Origin of the sequence: Pseudomonas sp. MYb60 (assembly GCF_002979555.1) — a bacterium.
Taxonomy (GTDB): Bacteria; Pseudomonadota; Gammaproteobacteria; order Pseudomonadales; family Pseudomonadaceae; genus Aquipseudomonas.
On sequence record NZ_PCOZ01000023.1, the window covers coordinates 22,577 to 37,924 of the forward strand.

The window sequence follows — 15,348 nt, forward strand, 5'->3', positions numbered from 1 at the left end:
CGAAGCCCGCCTTGTGCGGGCTTCGCTTTTTCACACAACCGTGCAGGCGCTTACCAGGACGCGGGGTTCTGCAGAAAGACCACATACCCGCGAAACCACTCGCTGTGCTTGAGGTAATCCGGCGCGGTCCAGGTGCCGCCCTGGATCAGCCCGATCTTGAACGGCAGCCCCAGCCGACTCATGCGCGGCAAGTACGCGGCGTAATCCGGGATGCTGTGGCGGCCCTGATAGGTCTGTACCACCACTTCATCCACCACCCCCTTGAGCTGGGCAATAGCGGCCGGGTCGGCGTTGCTGCTCCAGTCCATCAGGCCGGTGATGCTCAGGCGCAGGTCGGCGGGCAGGCGCTGGCGCAGGTCACGCAGAAAGGCGGCGTACTCGTGCAGGTACTGGGTGCGGGCGTCGAAGTCGATCTGGATGCCCACCACCGGGTTGCCCGCTTTGCGCCAACGCTGCACCTGGCCGAGCAGTTGGGTGTACACCGGCTCCGGCCAGCGCAGGGTGTGGGCGCGGTACACCACCCACACTTCGCCCTGGGTCAGGCGCGGCACGCTGATGCCCTGGGCGATCATCCGCACGCCACGCCCTGGTGCGCGGCGGCTGGAATTGATCTGGCCCTGCAGGATGTAGAGGGTCTTGGCCTGCTGCAGCACCGGCTGCGGCGCGACCCCGCTCCACAGCCAGAAGGCGTCATAGTCGCGGGCATCGACGGCGCCGAAGGCCGGGCCCGCCAGCAGCAGCCAGCCGAGCCACAGGTGCTTCACCAGTAGTACTGCGCCGATTTGCCCCATGGGGTGTTGGCGAAGCTGCTTTTCAACTGGCGGAACCACGCCTTGCGCACGCCAGGCTCGACATCCTGGCCGCCGCAACTGTTATAGCCAGCGGGGGCGTAACAGTTGACCGCCCGGAACAGCGCGTAGGCCTTGTCATTTTTGGGTGCCTTGGCGTCGCGGATCACCTGCTTGTAACCCTCGAGGCGCGAGAAGGTTTCCCCCTTGAAGTCCGAGGGGCTGCTGCCCAGGCTGCCGGCGGCGCGTGCCTGCTCCAACGGCATGCCGTCGAGGTTGTTGCGCAGGATGAATTCACCCAGGCAGTTCAGGCCCTGCGGGTTGTTGGCGTCGGCCTGCAGCGTCTCGGCGGTTTGCGCAATGCTCGGGCAGGCGTAGCCGGACTCCGCCTTGTTGCCGTTCCACTGGAACATCCGCAAGCTCTGGCCAGCGCTGTAGACATAACCCAGGCTGGTGCCGAGTGTGTCTTCGGGGGCGGGCGTGGGCAATTGCTTGAGGTCATCGAGGAAGTCGGCGAATTGCCCGCGCAGCAGGTTTTTATAGAGCAACACGAATTGCGCGGTCTGGCGCTCCAGCGGGTCGCGGGCCTGGGCGATTTGCTGGCGCAGCAGCGCGGGGCCGGCGACGTTGCGCAGCAGCACGTAGCGGACCTGCCTGGCGCTGATCGGCGAATCGGTGGCAAAGACCTTGGCCAACTGGCCGCTGCGCTCATGGTTCAGCGCCAGGGCCAGCTCGAGCTGGTCGCGTTGCAGTGGCTGCTGTACCCGCGGCAGCAGTTTCAACCACACGGCTTCGGCGCCTTGCCAATCCTGTTTGTCTTCCAGCGCCAGCGCGCGCAGGGTCTGTTGGCTGAACGCGAAATAATCCAGGCTCGAGGGCACATCCTTGGGCAATTGTTGCAGGGCCTTGTCTGGCTGATGTTCCACGTAGAGCGCATAGGCCGCGAGCACGTAGTCGTACAGCGCCGGCTCATTGGCAAACGCGGCTTTTTGCTGTTCGAGATCGGCGCGGGTCAGCAGCGGCGGCGTGTGAGCGCGCATCATCTTCAGGTCACTGACCACTTGGATCAGCGGCGTGAAACGGTTCTCGCCACTGAGCGTCAGCAACTTGGTGTCAGCCTCTTCGACCAGTTCATCCGTCGACACATTGCGCTGTGCGTCGCTCACCTGGGTGAACGCGTGGGCGAAGGCCTCGGCGAGGCGGGTGTTGTCGTCCGCCAGCCAATACACGCGACGCAACAGGCCTCGGGCGGAGGCGCTGTATTGGCCCTGTGGATAAGTGCTCAGGTAGTGATTGAAACCTTGCTCGGCCTGCGCCAGTGCCGGCTTATCCACACGTTCGAGTTGCGGCACGCCGTATTCGTCGTAGGTGTTGGCCTGGGCCTGGTTCAGTGCGGTGCGGGCGGTCATGTACAGCGCGGTTTCTTTCAGCCAGGGCAGGCTGGCGCTGCTGATGGCCGAGAAGCCACGTTCAGCTTCGGCAAAGCGGCCGGTATAGAAGTCGGCGGCGGCTTGCAGGTAGGTGCGCAGCAGTTGGCCGTCGCTGGACTGGATCTGCCGCGGGTCCGCCACCACCGGGCCGTCCCAGGTGCAGGTGGTCAGCAATTGCAGGCGTGCCTTGACCAGCAGCTCACGCTCGGCCGCCGGCATGTCGGCCTTGACCACCTGGCTGACAAACGCCGTGGCGCTGTCATCGTCGTTGCTGCGGCAGCGGCTGCCTTCGCCGTTGAGGAAGGCTTCACCGGCGGTCTTGTAGTCGTCACGCTTGATGCCCAGGGGCGCGAGCAGCGTGTCCAGCTCGGCGGTGCGCGCATCGTCGGGGGTGTTGTCAGGTTCGGTGTCGGCATTCGGCCGTGGAGTCAGGCGATACACCGGGAAAGGCACCGGGCCGAAACCCTGGGACAGGTCGTCTTCGTCCAGGGCATTGGGCGCCAGTGGCAGGGCTTTTTTATCGGCCAGCAACAGGCGCAGGTTGACGCGGCTGTCGTTGCCAGGGCTCAGGAAGGGCAGGTTGTTGCAGGTGTCGAGGGTGTCACGGGAGACACGCCAGTCGGGGTAGCACGAGTCGTCAGAGCTGGCCATTACCGGCAGGGAAATACTGGCGAGCAGGGCCAGTGTCAGGGGTGACAGAAAACCGATGCGCATGACGTGTCCTTGATCCTGGGTCCTTGGAAGGCGGCAATAATAGCCTGTTCCTACGGCCACTTCGGTGAAGGCCTGCGCAAATTGCGGATTTGTCTGAATCCAGCAGCGACCCAATGGCTTTTGCCCTAGAGTGGCGATGTGGTCAGGGCAGTGGCAGGGGAATCTGTGGCAGAGCAAAACGAAAAGGTCGGGACATTGCCCGCCTGCAACCACCTCGCCTTTGCGGGGGCCGGTTGGATCAGCCGACTCTGGTGGGTGCCGATCCTGGCATTGGCCATGGCCCTGCGCTTTTACCACCTGACGTCGGCAGCCATTTGGGGTGACGAAGGCTCCAGCCTGCTGCTCAGCGAATACGCCCTTGGCGACTTGTGGTTCCACGCCGCGCACGATGTGCACCCGCCGTTGTACTTTTTCATGCTGCGCGGCTGGATCGAGCTGTTCGGCGACAGCATCGGGTCGATCCGTGGCATGAGTGCCGTACCCGGCGTGATCGCGGTGGGCCTGGGCGTGTGGTTGACCCGGCTCCTGTCGACCCGTCGTGCGGCGGTGCTGGCGGGGATCCTGCTGGCGCTGCTGCCGACGGCGGTGCGCTACAGCCAGGAAGTGCGCATGTATTCGCTGCTCGGCGTATGGCTGCTGGGGGCCACGCTGGCGCTGGCGTACTGGGTGCGCCAACCCCAGCGCGCGCGGTATCTGGCGGTGTATGTGTTGCTGATGAGTGCCGGTTTCTACACGCACTATTTCACCGCGTTGTGCGTGCTGGTGCACTGGGCCTACCTCGGCGTGCTGTGGCGCGAACGCTTGCTGGCGCGCCCGGCGTGGTGGTCGGCGAATGTGGCGATTGTGGTGCTGTACCTGCCCTGGCTGCCGAGCCTGCTGGACCTGGTGCAGCATGTTGAACAGCTCAAGGTCGGCGGTGATATTGGGTGGGAGGAACCGGTTGGCCTGTCCTCCCTGCCGTCGATGCTCTGGCAGTTCGTGATCCAGGATGACGGTGAGGATGTGTGGCCGCCGCTGTTCTGGCTGGTGCCGTCGTTGCTGGTGGCGGTGGTGGTAGGCATGGCCTGGCGTGATCGCGAGCGCCATCGGCCGGCCACGTTGCTGGCGCTGTTTTTACTCCTGCCGATGCTGCTGGTGTACGGGGTGTCGTTCATTTCCCCGGTGTTCATCGAGCGCTACCTCACCGTGTACGCGCTGGCCCTGCCGATTCTGATCGCCCTGGCAGTCGACCGCCGGCCCTGGCTGGGCGCCGCACTGTTCGTGCTGTTCGTCGGGATTGAACTGGTCGGGCTAAAGAACACTTACACGGTCGACGAACAGGACCAACTCAATGTGCCGGTGGCGTTCGTCAATCGCAATTACCAGGAAGACGACCGCATCGTGCTCAGCGACATGATGTGGTACCTCAGCTACGTGTATTACGACCAGACCGATGCCCAATTGCAGCTCTACACCCCGCCAAAATCCGACGGCACGCCCACCCGCCCGAATGCCTACGGCTTCGGCACCCTGGTGGACCAGGACGGCGGGCGCATCTATCTCGACCAACTGTCGGCACTGCCCGCCGAGACCCGACGCGTGTGGCTGATCAGCAGCAACGAAGCCCCCGATGAATTTGCGCCACTGCCCCAGGGCTGGCGCGAACTCAGTCGCCAGGATGGCGGCGGCGCGCGGGCGCGGTTGTTCGTGCTGTGCAACGTACCGTCAGCGCTGCCCGAGGGTTGCCGCTAGACTCGATTGAACCGTCCTCTATCAGGAGCCCCACCCATGGAATCGCCTGTGCATAGCTTGCAGTCTCTGTTCAAACAGCTGGGGCTGCCGGATGACCCGGTCAGCATTGATAAGTTTGTGGCGGTGCATTCGCCGCTCAAGGCGGATTTGCAGTTGGCGGATGCGTTTTTTTGGACGGACAGCCAGAAGGCATTTTTGCGTGAAGAGATTGTGGAGGATGCGGATTGGGCTGAGGTGGTGGATGAGTTGAACCTGATGCTGCGGGGTGGTCGAGGGGTGTAAAAACCCGACGTCAGTGTGAAAGTCTAAGGTAACGCGATGTCGCTGATCGGCTGTGCCTAAAGGTGGCAGGGGGCTTGCCCCCGATGACGTTGTCTCAGGCTCAGGTTCTTATCTGAACCGCCATCAACGAGAGCAGGCCTCCTCCCAGAAAAGCCCTCCCACCACCCATCCGCTAATTTGTTTCAAAACTTGACGGCCCAAGCGGCATCTATCATATTGATAGTTAGCAAACTAACTGTATGCGAACTATCCAGTGTCCCAATCCCTCGAACAACTTCAGATGAACCTCAGCAGCAGCATGGTGGTGGGCGCCCGCAACTGGCGCAAAATCTGCCAGACCACGCTGGTGAGTTTCGGTATTTCCGAAGCCTGCGCCGTGCCGCTGTTGATGATCGGCCGCCTGGGCGACGGAGTGCATCAGGTCAAGGTGGCCCAGGCCTCCGGGATGGAAAGCCCTTCCCTGGTACGCCTGTTGGACCAGCTGTGCAACGGCGGTTACGTGTGCCGCACCGAAGACGCCCACGACCGTCGTGCCAAGGCCCTGAGCCTCACCGAACGCGGCCGCGAGCTGGTGCAAGCGGTGGAAGTGCAACTGGTGCGCCTGCGCAAGGAAGTCCTTGCCGACCTGGCCCCCAGCGATATGGAGGCCGCGCTGCGCGTACTGCGCGCCTTTGAGGCGGCGACGCTTTGAACGGGTTTATGACGGGTTTTCCGCCCGCCCGCGACTGGTTCTACGGCGTGCGCACCTTCGCGGCGTCGATGATCGCCCTGTACATCGCCATGCTCATGCAAATGCCGCGTCCCTATTGGGCGATGGCCACGGTGTATATCGTCTCCAGCCCGTTCGTCGGCCCCACCAGTTCCAAGGCGCTGTACCGCGCCATCGGTACCCTGATGGGCGCGGCGGCGGCGGTGTTGTTCGTGCCGATGTTCGTGCAGTCGCCCTACTTGCTGGTGGTGGTGATCGCCCTGTGGACGGGCACGCTGTTGTTTTTGTCCATGCACTTGCGCACCGCCAACAACTACGCGCTGATGCTGGCCGGCTACACCTTGCCGCTGATCGCCCTGCCGGTGGTGGATAACCCCTTGGCCGTGTGGGATGTAGCGCAGGCGCGCACCGAAGAGATCTTCCTCGGCATTGCCGTGGCAGCGGTGGTGGGGGCGATGTTCTGGCCACGCCGGCTGATGCCGGTGTTCGACGGCTCGGTGGCCAAGTGGTTTGCCGACGCGCAGGTCTACAGCCAGCGCTTTCTCAGCCGCACTGTCTCGCCGGAAGAAGTCAGCACCTTGCGCGGCGGCATGGTGGCCACCTTCAACACCCTGGAATTGATGATTGGCCAGTTGCCCCATGAGGGCGCGCGGCCGCAGACAGTACGCAACACCAAGGAGCTGCGTGGGCGCATGATCCATCTGTTGCCGGTGGTGGATGCCCTCGATGACGCGCTGTACGCCGTCGAGCATCGTGCTCCGGAGTACCTGGAAAAGATCACGCCGCTGCTCGAAGCCGCCAACCAATGGCTGGACAGTACGCAACATAACCCATCGCTGGAAAACTGGCGCGCCCTGCGCGACCAGGTCGACGCCCAGCAACCGGTTGGCGAAGCGCTGGACGACCGCCACACCCTGGTGTTTTCCAACGCGCTGTACCGCCTCGGCGAATGGATCGACCTGTGGCAAGACTGCCGCAGCCTGCAAGCCGCCATCCAATGCGAGAGCCAGGACACCTGGCGCGCCGTCTATCGCCACTGGCGCCTGGGCCGGCTCACGCCGTTTCTCGACCGTGGCCTGATGTTCTATTCGGCGTTTTCCACCGTCTCCGCGATCATCGTCGCGTCGGTGCTGTGGATCTTGCTGGGCTGGACCGACGGCGGCAGCGCAGTGATCCTGGCTGCCGTGGCCTGCAGCTTTTTTGCGACGATGGACGACCCGGCGCCACAGATCTACCGGTTCTTTTTCTGGACCGCCATGTCGGTGTTGTTCGCCAGCCTCTATCTGTTCCTCGTGCTGCCCAACCTGCACGATTTCCCCATGCTGGTGCTGGCGTTTGCGGTGCCGTTCATCTGCATCGGCACGCTCACGGTGCAGCCGCGTTTCTACCTGGGCATGCTGCTGACGCTGGTGAACACCTCGTCGTTCATCAGCATCCAGGGTGCATACGACGCGGACTTCCTCAGCTTCGCCAACGTCAACCTGGCCGGGCCGGTGGGGCTGTTGTTCGCCTTCGTATGGACGCTGATCGCACGACCCTTCGGCGCCGAGCTGGCGGCCAAGCGCCTGACCCGTTTTAGCTGGCGCGACATCGTCAGCCTCACCGAACCTGCGACCCTCGCCGAACACCGGCACATGGCCGCGCAAATGCTCGACCGCCTGATGCAGCACCTGCCGCGCCTGGCCCTCACCAACCAGGACACCGGCATGGCCCTGCGCGACCTGCGCGTGGCGCTGAACCTGCTCGACCTGCTGGCTTACTCGCCACGTATCCTCGGCGTGCCCAGGGTGCTGCTCAATCAAGTGGTCGAAGGCGTCGGCGGTTACTTCAAGGCCTGCCTCAAGGCCGGTGAACGCTTGCCCGCGCCGAGCGGTCTGTTGATGACCCTGGACCGCACGCGCCGTGCCCTCAACGGCCAGGGCCTGCAAGACGAAGACGACACCCGCGTGCACCTGCTGCACGCGCTGGCTGGCCTGCGCCTGGCGTTGCTGCCTGGCGTGGAATTCATTGGCGGCACCGAGATGGAAGCGCCGCTACCCGATGGAGCGCCTTTATGATCGGTGATCTGGATATCAGCGGGGTGTTCCTGCCCACGCTGCTGGTGCTGATGGGCATTACGTATGTGTTGTTCCTGGTGGTGCATGGGTTGTTGACCCGGCTCCACTTCTATCGCCTGGTCTGGCACCGGGCATTGTTCAATGTGGGGCTCTACGCGCTGTTGCTCGGCGCCGTGGACTCACTCAGTCGATACCTGATGACATGAAAAAACCTTTTTTGACCATCGGCCGTGTAGTCCTGACTTTGTTGATCGTGAGTTTCGCGGTCGTCGTGGTGTGGCGCATGGTCATGTATTACATGTTTGCACCCTGGACCCGTGACGGGCACATCCGCGCCGACATCGTGCAGATTGCCCCGGACGTGTCCGGGCTGATCCAGCAAGTGGACGTGCGTGACAACCAGTTGGTGACCAAGGGCCAGGTGCTGTTTGCCGTCGACCAGGACCGCTTCAAGCTGGCCCTGCGCCAGGCCCAGGCCGCCGTGGCCGACCGCCAGGAAACACTGGCCCAGGCCAGTCGCGAATACAAACGTAACCGTGGCCTCGGCAACCTGGTGCCCAGCGAGCAACTGGAAGAAAGCCAGTCCCGCGTGGCCCGCGCCCAATCGGCCCTGGCCGAAGCGCAGGTGGCGGTGGATGCGGCCCAGCTCAACCTCGACCGCTCGGTGGTACGCAGCCCGGTAGACGGCTACGTCAACGACCGTGCGCCGCGCAACCAGGAGTTTGTCACCGCCGGGCGCCCGGTGCTGTCGGTGGTGGACAGCAACTCGTTCCACATCGACGGCTACTTCGAAGAAACCAAGCTCGACGGCATCCACGTCGGCATGGACGTGGACATCCGCGTGATCGGCGACAACGCCCGCCTGCGTGGGCATGTGCAGAGTATCGTCGCCGGCATCGAAGACCGTGACCGCAGCAGCGGCTCCAACCTGCTGCCCAACGTCAACCCGGCGTTCAGCTGGGTGCGCCTGGCCCAACGGATTCCGGTGCGGATTGCCTTTGACGATGTGCCGCCAGACTTCCGCATGATCGCCGGACGTACGGCCACTGTGTCGATCATCGGCGATAAGGTCAAAGACGGAGAGCAGCCATGAAACGACTGCTGGCCACCGCCGCGCTGGGGTTGATGCTGTCGGCCTGCCAAATGGTCGGCCCGGACTACACGCTGCCAGACCAGGCCGCCGTCAAGCGTGGCGACCTGCAAGGCCAACTGGCGGGCGAGGGCAGCAACGTGGTGTCGGCGCCGGTGCCGGCGCACTGGTGGAAACTCTACAAAGACCCGCGCCTGGATGAGCTGGTGCGCCAGGCGATGGCCTCCAACACCGACCTGCGTGTGGCCGCTGCCAACCTGCAACGCTCGCGCTACCAGGTGCAGCAGGCTGAATCTGCCGGTGGCTGGAGTGCCGGCGCCAAGGCTGAAGCCCAGCGCTTGCAAGAGTCCGGCGAAGCGTTTTTGCTCGAAGATAAAGTGCCGGTGGCCAACATCGGCAGCGTCGGCATCAGCACCTCCTACCAGTTCGACTTGTGGGGCACCTTGCAGCGCGGCATCGAAAGTGCCCAAGCGAGCGCCGACGCTGCGCAAGCCGCGGCGGATATCGCGCGCATCACCCTGGTGGCGGACGTGGTGCGTTCCTACACCCAGGTGTGTGCGGCCAATGAAGAGCTGGCGATTGCCAACGAGTCCCTGGAGCTTCAAGCCCAAAGCACCCAGCTCACCCAGCGCCTGCGTGACGCCGGCCGTGGCGACGAAACCCAGGTGACCCGTTCGCAAACCCAATACAAATCCCTGCGGGCGGACATGCCGCGCTATGAAGCGGCGCGCCAGGCCGGGTTGTTCCGCCTGTCGATGCTGCTGGCCAAGCCGGTGGACCAACTGCCGGCGGGCACCAGCACCTGTGCCGAGCTGCCGCAGATCGCCCAATTATTGCCCGTGGGCGACGGCGCGGCACTGCTCAAGCGGCGCCCCGATGTACGCCAGGCCGAACGTCAACTGGCGGCGGCCACCGCACGAATCGGCGTGGCGACCGGCGCGTTGTACCCCGACATCAGCATCGGTGCCACCGTCGGCACCGTGGGTATCCTCGACAACCTGGGTACCGCGCCGACCAACCGCTGGGGGTTCGGCCCGTTGATCAGTTGGTCGGTGCCGACCAACGGCGCCCGTGCCCGCATCCACGAAGCCGAAGCCGCGACCCAGGGCGCCCTGGCGCACTTTGACGGGGTGGTGCTCAACGCCATCCGAGAAACCCAGACCGGCCTGGCGCAATACACCGCGCAGCTGCAACGCCGCGACGCCTTGGATGAAGCCGGCGAGTCGGCCAAGGAAGCGGCGGACCAGACCCACCGCTTCTTCCAGGCCGGCCGCGCGTCGTTCCTGGCCGACCTGCAAGCTACCCGCACCTACACCGATGTACGGGCGCAACTGGCGGCGGCGAACACTCAGGTTGCCATGAGCCAGATCGACCTGTTCCTGGCCTTGGGCGGCGGTTGGGAAAGCGGACGAACGCACGCAGCACCGGCCAGCAAACCCTGAGCGAATAGCTATGCTTTCACAGGCGGACGTGCATGATGGTCCGCCTGTAAGCGTTCGCGTTTGCTCATGGGGATTCCAATAATGAAAAACCCTTATGCTCCCGCTTTCTGGTGCGTGTCCTTCGCACTGGTGTTGTTATCGGCGACCTACTTCTACGGCGTGATGCTCGCCCACCAAATCGACAAGGCCCTGGTGTTTCTCGACAGCGCCTGCCTGGTGATCGGCACTCTGTCCATTGGCGTCGTCGCCTGGGCGTCCTACCAGAACCACCGGATCAAGAAGAAGCTGCTGGAACAAGGCAAGACCCGCGTGGCGATCTGGGACACCAAGGTCGCGCTGCGCCGGGTCGAAACCGTGTTCGACCGTTATTTCTGGGGCAGCTACTGGCAGCCGGGACGCACCTTCCAGGAGGTCATGGGCGACCTCACCGGCACGCCCCTGGAAAAAAGCCTCGAAGTCCTGAAAAAGCAGTGTGTGGTGCTGGATCGGCAGGTCGCCGATGGTAGGCATTGGCTGAATAATGCGCGGGAACTGTCCGACGTCGCCACGCAGATGGCCCGCGAGCGCTACCAGCTGGACTTCTGCGACCCCAAGACCGACACCCCCGGCAACGCGGTGATCCACCGCGAGTTCGAGGTGTTGGTGTACACCTGGACGGCACGTCTGAAGAGTTTTGACCACCAACTGGATGAAATTGAGCTGGAATACACCTGAACTCCTGCGGGCGTTTGCCCCTCTGAAAAGCTGGGCCGTTTTCGGTCGCGAGTGCTAATCTTCCCCCGCATTTTGGCGGGCTTGAGCCGACCTTTCGGGGTTCAAGGAAGACAGCCCACTTCTCACAGGATTTGATCAGGTCACTTCATGAATAAGCCAGCAGTTGTTCTTTTGGGTTTGGTTGTCGCCGTAGGTGTCGTCAGTGCAGGCGGCGCCTGGTACACCGGCAAGCAATTGGAGCCGGTACTGCAAACGGCGGTACAGGACGCCAACAAGGAGCTGCATCGTTCCATGGCCGGTGTCGATGGCACCCTCGACCTGGAACTGGTGTCCCTGGACCGTGGCCTGTTCAGCAGCACCGCGCACTATCGCCTCAAGGGTCAGGGCTCGTTCTTCGGTGAGCAGAACCCGAACCCGGAACTGCTGTTTGTCGACCATATCGAACACGGCCCGCTGCCGTTTTCGCGCCTGGTCTCGCTGAAGTGGCTGCCGGTCATGGCCACCAGTCACTACGCGCTGGAAAAGAACGCCACCACCGAAAAATGGTTCGCCGCCGCCAAGGACCAGTCGCCGCTCAAGGGCGTGGCCAATATCGGCTACAGCCGTTCGGTCACCGGCAACCTCGAGTTGCTGCCCCTGGAGTTCAAGGACGAGACCGCCACCGTGAGCTTCTCCGGCGCCAACCTGGACTTCGACAGCACCGCCGAAGGCAAGAAGGTCAAGGTCGACGGCTTCATGAACAGCCTCAAGGTCGCGGCGATCGATGGCAATGGCTCGCCCGTGGACATCGACCTCGCCGGCCTGACGGTGGCCAGCAACCTGGAGAAGTCCACCTTTGACTTCTACACCGGGCAGAACACCGTGGAACTGAGCGACGCCAAGCTCACCTACGGCCCACAGAAAGCCGTGCTGACCCTCAAGGGCTTCGAGCAGAAAGACACCAGCGCCGTCAAAGACAACAACCTCAACGGCCGCGTCGACTACAAGATCGACGAAATCGGCTACCAGGGTAAACCTGTCGGCTCGGCCGCCATGGCCTTGAGCGTCAAGAACATCGACGTACCGTCGGGCCTGCTGCTGACCAAGCTGTATCAGGACAAGATGCAGCCAGTGCAAGCCGCCGCGGCTGCTGGCCAACCGGTGCCGGAACTGCAACTGACCGAAGCCGAGCAGGCCCTGGCTGAAGCCAACGTCAACCAGTTGCTGGCCGCCAAGCCGCAAGTGGCGCTGGAAAATCTGTCGCTGAAAACCACCCATGGCGAGAGCAAGCTCAACCTGCTGGTGGACCTGACCAAGCCGTCGTCCATGGAGCTGCCGCCGGTGGAGCTGGGCAAGCAGATGATTGCCTTGCTGGACCTGAACGTTAATCTGTCCAAGCCGATGATCGCCGACGTTGCCGCCCTGCAGGCTCAGGCCGGTGGTGTGACCGATCCTAAAGCCATCGAGCAGCAAGCCCAGATGGCCAGCGAAATGGTCAGCGGCATGGCCGTGGGCACGCAATTGGCGACCCTGGTAGGCAGCGACGTGGTTTCCAAACTGCACTACGCAAACAATGAAGTGACGTTCAACGGCCAGAAGATGACCGTGGAACAGTTCATTGGCTTCGTGATGGGCAAGATCGGCGCGATGAGCGGCGCTCAATAATCCGTTGATTCAACGGTGGGAGGGGCGTGCCCCTCCCACGTTGATTGTGTGCCTCTGCGCAAGCCTTCAATCTTCTCTGCAACCCCCCGCTTTTCAATTCTGAACAAATGTTCTGAATTATCCTTTTTGATACACATCTCCGGGATAGTCCCTACAGGAAAGCCCCAGTCGGGTCACGCGACGCCGACACCCTGACGCGATCTGCTCAGGAGCATCTATCGTCACCGCTTTCCGTGTGTAAGGAAGCTCACGATATGTTGCGAAACCTACCACTCAGTGCATCAGGCCGGTTGCGACTGCTCGTCGGGGCAGCGTTATGCAGCCAACTCCTGTTGCCATCCCTGGCCTTTGCCGACCCGGCCTACGACGCCCTGATCATCCAGGCGCGCAACGGCAACTTCACCCCTGCACTGACCCAGTTGCGCCAACTGCCTGCCGAGCGCCAGACGCCCGGGCAGATCAGCGATCACCTGGTCATTGCCGGCTGGGCCGGGCAAGACGCCGAAGTGCTCAAGGTGTATGAAACCCTGGGCAAGCACCGCAACCTGACCACCCAGGCCCTGGCCACGGTGGCGCGCACCTATCGCAACCAGAAACAATGGGCGCAGGCGCTGGCGGTGTACAACCGGGCGTTATTGCGTGAGCCCAACAACGTCGATTTGCAATTGGGCCAGGCGCTGACCCAGGCCGACGGTGGCCAGGCTGCCCAAGCCGTGCAGCGTACCCGCGCACTGGTGGCGGCCAAGCCCGATGACCCCAACCGGCGCATGGCGCTGGGCTACGCGCTGACCCGCGCCGGCCAGAAGTTCGACGCGCTGTTTGAATTCGACCAGGCCTTTCTGCGTGCCGGTGATAACCCGCAGGTGCTGCGTGAATACATCGTCGCCTTGCAGAACGTGCGGATGCCGGAGCCGGCCTTGCGTCTCTCGGCCAAGCATCCTGGCCTGCTCGACCCGGTCACCCAGCGCCGCCTCGAGGGCGACCTCGCCGCCGAACGGGTGCGCATGGCCGAATTCGCCACGCGCACCGAGCAAGAGCGCTATGTGATCGCCGACCGCGCCCTGCAGAACTACGACACATTGCTCACCCGCTGGACCCCGGACGCCAGTGCCCGTGACGACGTGGTGCGTTGGCGCATCGATCGCCTGGGCGCCCTCAAGGCCCGGGCACGCACCGCCGACGTGATCCGTGAATACGAAACCCTGAAGGGCGAAGGCGTGCAACTGCCGACCTACGCCGTGCGTTGGGTGGCGGCGTCCTACCTGGATCAGCGCAAGCCCGAACAGGCCGAGGTGTTGTATCGCCAGGCGCTGAGTGCACCCGACGCCGAGCCGGACGACCGGGTCGAAGACACCACCGCGCTCTACTATGCCCTGCAGGAAAGCGACCGCGTCGCAGAGGCCAACCAGGTCGCCAGCAACCTCGCCAGCAGCCAGAGGCCGAAAGTCGAGCTCAAGGGCTTGCCGGTGGGCAACCCCAACGACTCCTGGATGGACGCGCAGCAACTGTCGGCCCAGTCCGGTGTCTACGGCGGCAACCTGGCTGGCAGTGAAGCCGGCCTGGAAGCCCTGGTGGCCAAGGCCCCTGGCAACGTCGGCCTGCGCCTGGCCCAGGCCGACATGTACCGCGCCCGCGATTTGCCCCGGCGCGCCGAAGGCGTACTGAAGGAAACCGAAGCCCAGGCCCCGCGCGACATCGGCCTGGAAGTCAGCCAGGCCTACACCGCCATGGACCTGCAGGAGTGGCGCCAGCTTGACGTGCTCACCGATGACGTGGTCGCCCGCAACCCCGACAGCCGCCAGGTGCAGCGCTTGAATCGGCTGCGCAACGTGCATGAAATGGCCGAACTGCGCGTCGAGGCCTACACCGGCAAGAGCTTCGGCGGCGGTAACAACGGCGATGCCGGTGCCGTCTCCGGCAGTCGTGACTGGGGCATTGAAAGCCGCCTCTACACGCCGCCCATCGATGAAGACTGGCGCCTGTTCGCCGGTGCCGGCTATGCCCGCGCCGATTTCGAAGAGGGCACCGGCCAGCACCGTTGGCAAAGTGTCGGCGTCGAGCGGCGCACCCGCGACATGACCGTGGAAGCGGAAATCTCCAATCATTCCTACGGCGATGGCAGCAAGCAAGGCGCCGCCGTGTCGATCGCCCGTGACATCAACGACCACTGGCAATACGGCGGCAGCCTCGGCTACTTGCTGTCCACCACGCCGCTGCGGGCGCTGAATGCCGGCATCACGGCCAACGGCGGTAGCGGGTTTGTGCGCTGGCGCGCCAACGAAAGCCGCGAGTGGAGACTGTCCCTCAGCCCGTCGCACTTCAGCGATGGCAACGACCGTTTCGAAGCGTTGCTCACCGGTCGCCAGGGCGTCTACAGCTCGCCGAAAGTGCAAGTGGACCTGGGCCTGGAAGTCGCCGCCAGCCGTAACAGCAAGGAAGACACGGTGTACTTCAATCCGAAGTCCGACCTCAGCGTCATGCCGACGGTCACCGTCAATCATCAGCTCTATCACCGCTACGAAACGCTATGGACCCAGCAGTTCCAGCTCGGCGCGGGTACCTACAGCCAGAAGGATTACTCCACGGGTGGCATGGGCCTGATCGGTTATGGCCAACGCTTCTTCTGGAATGACGTCCTGGAAGTCGGCGCCAACCTGAGCTTGATCAGCCGACCTTACGACGGCGATCGCGAACGCGATCTGCGTCTGCTCGTCGACCTCACTTACCGTTTCTAGAAGAGCCTGACC

Annotated in this window: 12 protein-coding genes; 10 read left to right on the plus strand and 2 right to left on the minus strand. The window is 63.6% G+C overall.

All coding sequences use genetic code 11. The features are described 5' to 3' along the window. Positions 1 to 50: 50 nt before the first annotated feature. Together CQ041_RS23785 and CQ041_RS23790 are read right to left on the minus strand one after the other, a co-directional pair. A complete protein-coding gene (locus CQ041_RS23785) occupies positions 51 to 764 on the minus strand; it encodes a DUF3142 domain-containing protein (protein WP_105524866.1) in 714 nt (237 codons plus the stop codon). Then, on the minus strand, positions 761 to 2,932 hold the full coding sequence (locus CQ041_RS23790) for an outer membrane assembly lipoprotein YfiO (RefSeq protein WP_105524849.1): 2,172 nt from the start codon (positions 2,930 to 2,932) through the stop codon (positions 761 to 763). Before CQ041_RS23790 ends, CQ041_RS23785 begins: the two co-directional genes overlap by 4 nt. Positions 2,933 to 3,097: 165 nt before the next feature. Here CQ041_RS23790 and CQ041_RS23795 point away from each other — a divergent pair, with 165 nt between their 5' ends. The 10 genes from CQ041_RS23795 (at position 3,098) to pgaA (ending at position 15,336) form a co-directional block, all read left to right on the plus strand. Continuing rightward, a complete protein-coding gene (locus CQ041_RS23795) occupies positions 3,098 to 4,663 on the plus strand; it encodes a glycosyltransferase family 39 protein (RefSeq protein ID WP_105524848.1) in 1,566 nt (521 codons plus the stop codon). Positions 4,664 to 4,699: 36 nt separating this feature from the next. Next, positions 4,700 to 4,945 carry a DUF2789 domain-containing protein gene (locus tag CQ041_RS23800; protein WP_105524847.1) on the plus strand — a complete coding sequence of 82 codons (246 nt, stop codon included), beginning with the start codon at positions 4,700 to 4,702 and terminating at the stop codon, positions 4,943 to 4,945. 280 nt (positions 4,946 to 5,225) lie between these two features. After that, positions 5,226 to 5,636 (plus strand): MarR family winged helix-turn-helix transcriptional regulator, encoded by a 411-nt coding sequence (locus CQ041_RS23805; protein WP_105524846.1) that lies wholly within the window; start codon positions 5,226 to 5,228, stop codon positions 5,634 to 5,636. Beyond that, positions 5,633 to 7,711, plus strand: a complete 2,079-nt coding sequence (locus tag CQ041_RS23810; RefSeq protein ID WP_105524845.1) for an FUSC family protein — start codon at positions 5,633 to 5,635, stop codon at positions 7,709 to 7,711. Before CQ041_RS23805 ends, CQ041_RS23810 begins: the two co-directional genes overlap by 4 nt. Further along, positions 7,708 to 7,917, plus strand: a complete 210-nt coding sequence (locus CQ041_RS23815; protein WP_010214247.1) for a DUF1656 domain-containing protein — start codon at positions 7,708 to 7,710, stop codon at positions 7,915 to 7,917. Before CQ041_RS23810 ends, CQ041_RS23815 begins: the two co-directional genes overlap by 4 nt. Further along, positions 7,914 to 8,804 (plus strand): efflux RND transporter periplasmic adaptor subunit, encoded by an 891-nt coding sequence (locus CQ041_RS23820; protein ID WP_105524844.1) that lies wholly within the window; start codon positions 7,914 to 7,916, stop codon positions 8,802 to 8,804. The genes CQ041_RS23815 and CQ041_RS23820 overlap by 4 nt, the downstream gene beginning before the upstream one ends. After that, entirely contained in the window at positions 8,801 to 10,243 is a 1,443-nt protein-coding gene (locus tag CQ041_RS23825) for an efflux transporter outer membrane subunit (protein WP_105524843.1), read from the plus strand. Before CQ041_RS23820 ends, CQ041_RS23825 begins: the two co-directional genes overlap by 4 nt. Positions 10,244 to 10,324: 81 nt before the next feature. Next, positions 10,325 to 10,957, plus strand: coding sequence for an NADH:ubiquinone oxidoreductase subunit N (locus CQ041_RS23830; RefSeq protein ID WP_105524842.1), 633 nt, complete (start codon positions 10,325 to 10,327; stop codon positions 10,955 to 10,957). A 147-nt stretch (positions 10,958 to 11,104) separates the two neighbouring features. Next, positions 11,105 to 12,601, plus strand: a complete 1,497-nt coding sequence (locus CQ041_RS23835) for a YdgA family protein (protein ID WP_105524841.1) — start codon at positions 11,105 to 11,107, stop codon at positions 12,599 to 12,601. 254 nt (positions 12,602 to 12,855) lie between these two features. Then, positions 12,856 to 15,336 (plus strand): poly-beta-1,6 N-acetyl-D-glucosamine export porin PgaA, encoded by a 2,481-nt coding sequence (pgaA, locus tag CQ041_RS23840; protein WP_105524840.1) that lies wholly within the window; start codon positions 12,856 to 12,858, stop codon positions 15,334 to 15,336. Positions 15,337 to 15,348 lie beyond the last annotated feature (12 nt).

Coding starts and splice junctions, on each gene's coding strand:
- CQ041_RS23790 (WP_105524849.1), bottom strand. CDS start 2,932: ATGCGCATCGGTTTTCTGTCACCCCTGACACTGGCCCTGCTCGCCAGT.
- CQ041_RS23800 (WP_105524847.1), top strand. CDS start 4,700: ATGGAATCGCCTGTGCATAGCTTGCAGTCTCTGTTCAAACAGCTGGGG.
- CQ041_RS23805 (WP_105524846.1), top strand. CDS start 5,226: ATGAACCTCAGCAGCAGCATGGTGGTGGGCGCCCGCAACTGGCGCAAA.
- CQ041_RS23815 (WP_010214247.1), top strand. CDS start 7,708: ATGATCGGTGATCTGGATATCAGCGGGGTGTTCCTGCCCACGCTGCTG.
- CQ041_RS23820 (WP_105524844.1), top strand. CDS start 7,914: ATGAAAAAACCTTTTTTGACCATCGGCCGTGTAGTCCTGACTTTGTTG.
- CQ041_RS23825 (WP_105524843.1), top strand. CDS start 8,801: ATGAAACGACTGCTGGCCACCGCCGCGCTGGGGTTGATGCTGTCGGCC.
- CQ041_RS23830 (WP_105524842.1), top strand. CDS start 10,325: ATGAAAAACCCTTATGCTCCCGCTTTCTGGTGCGTGTCCTTCGCACTG.
- CQ041_RS23835 (WP_105524841.1), top strand. CDS start 11,105: ATGAATAAGCCAGCAGTTGTTCTTTTGGGTTTGGTTGTCGCCGTAGGT.
- pgaA (WP_105524840.1), top strand. CDS start 12,856: ATGTTGCGAAACCTACCACTCAGTGCATCAGGCCGGTTGCGACTGCTC.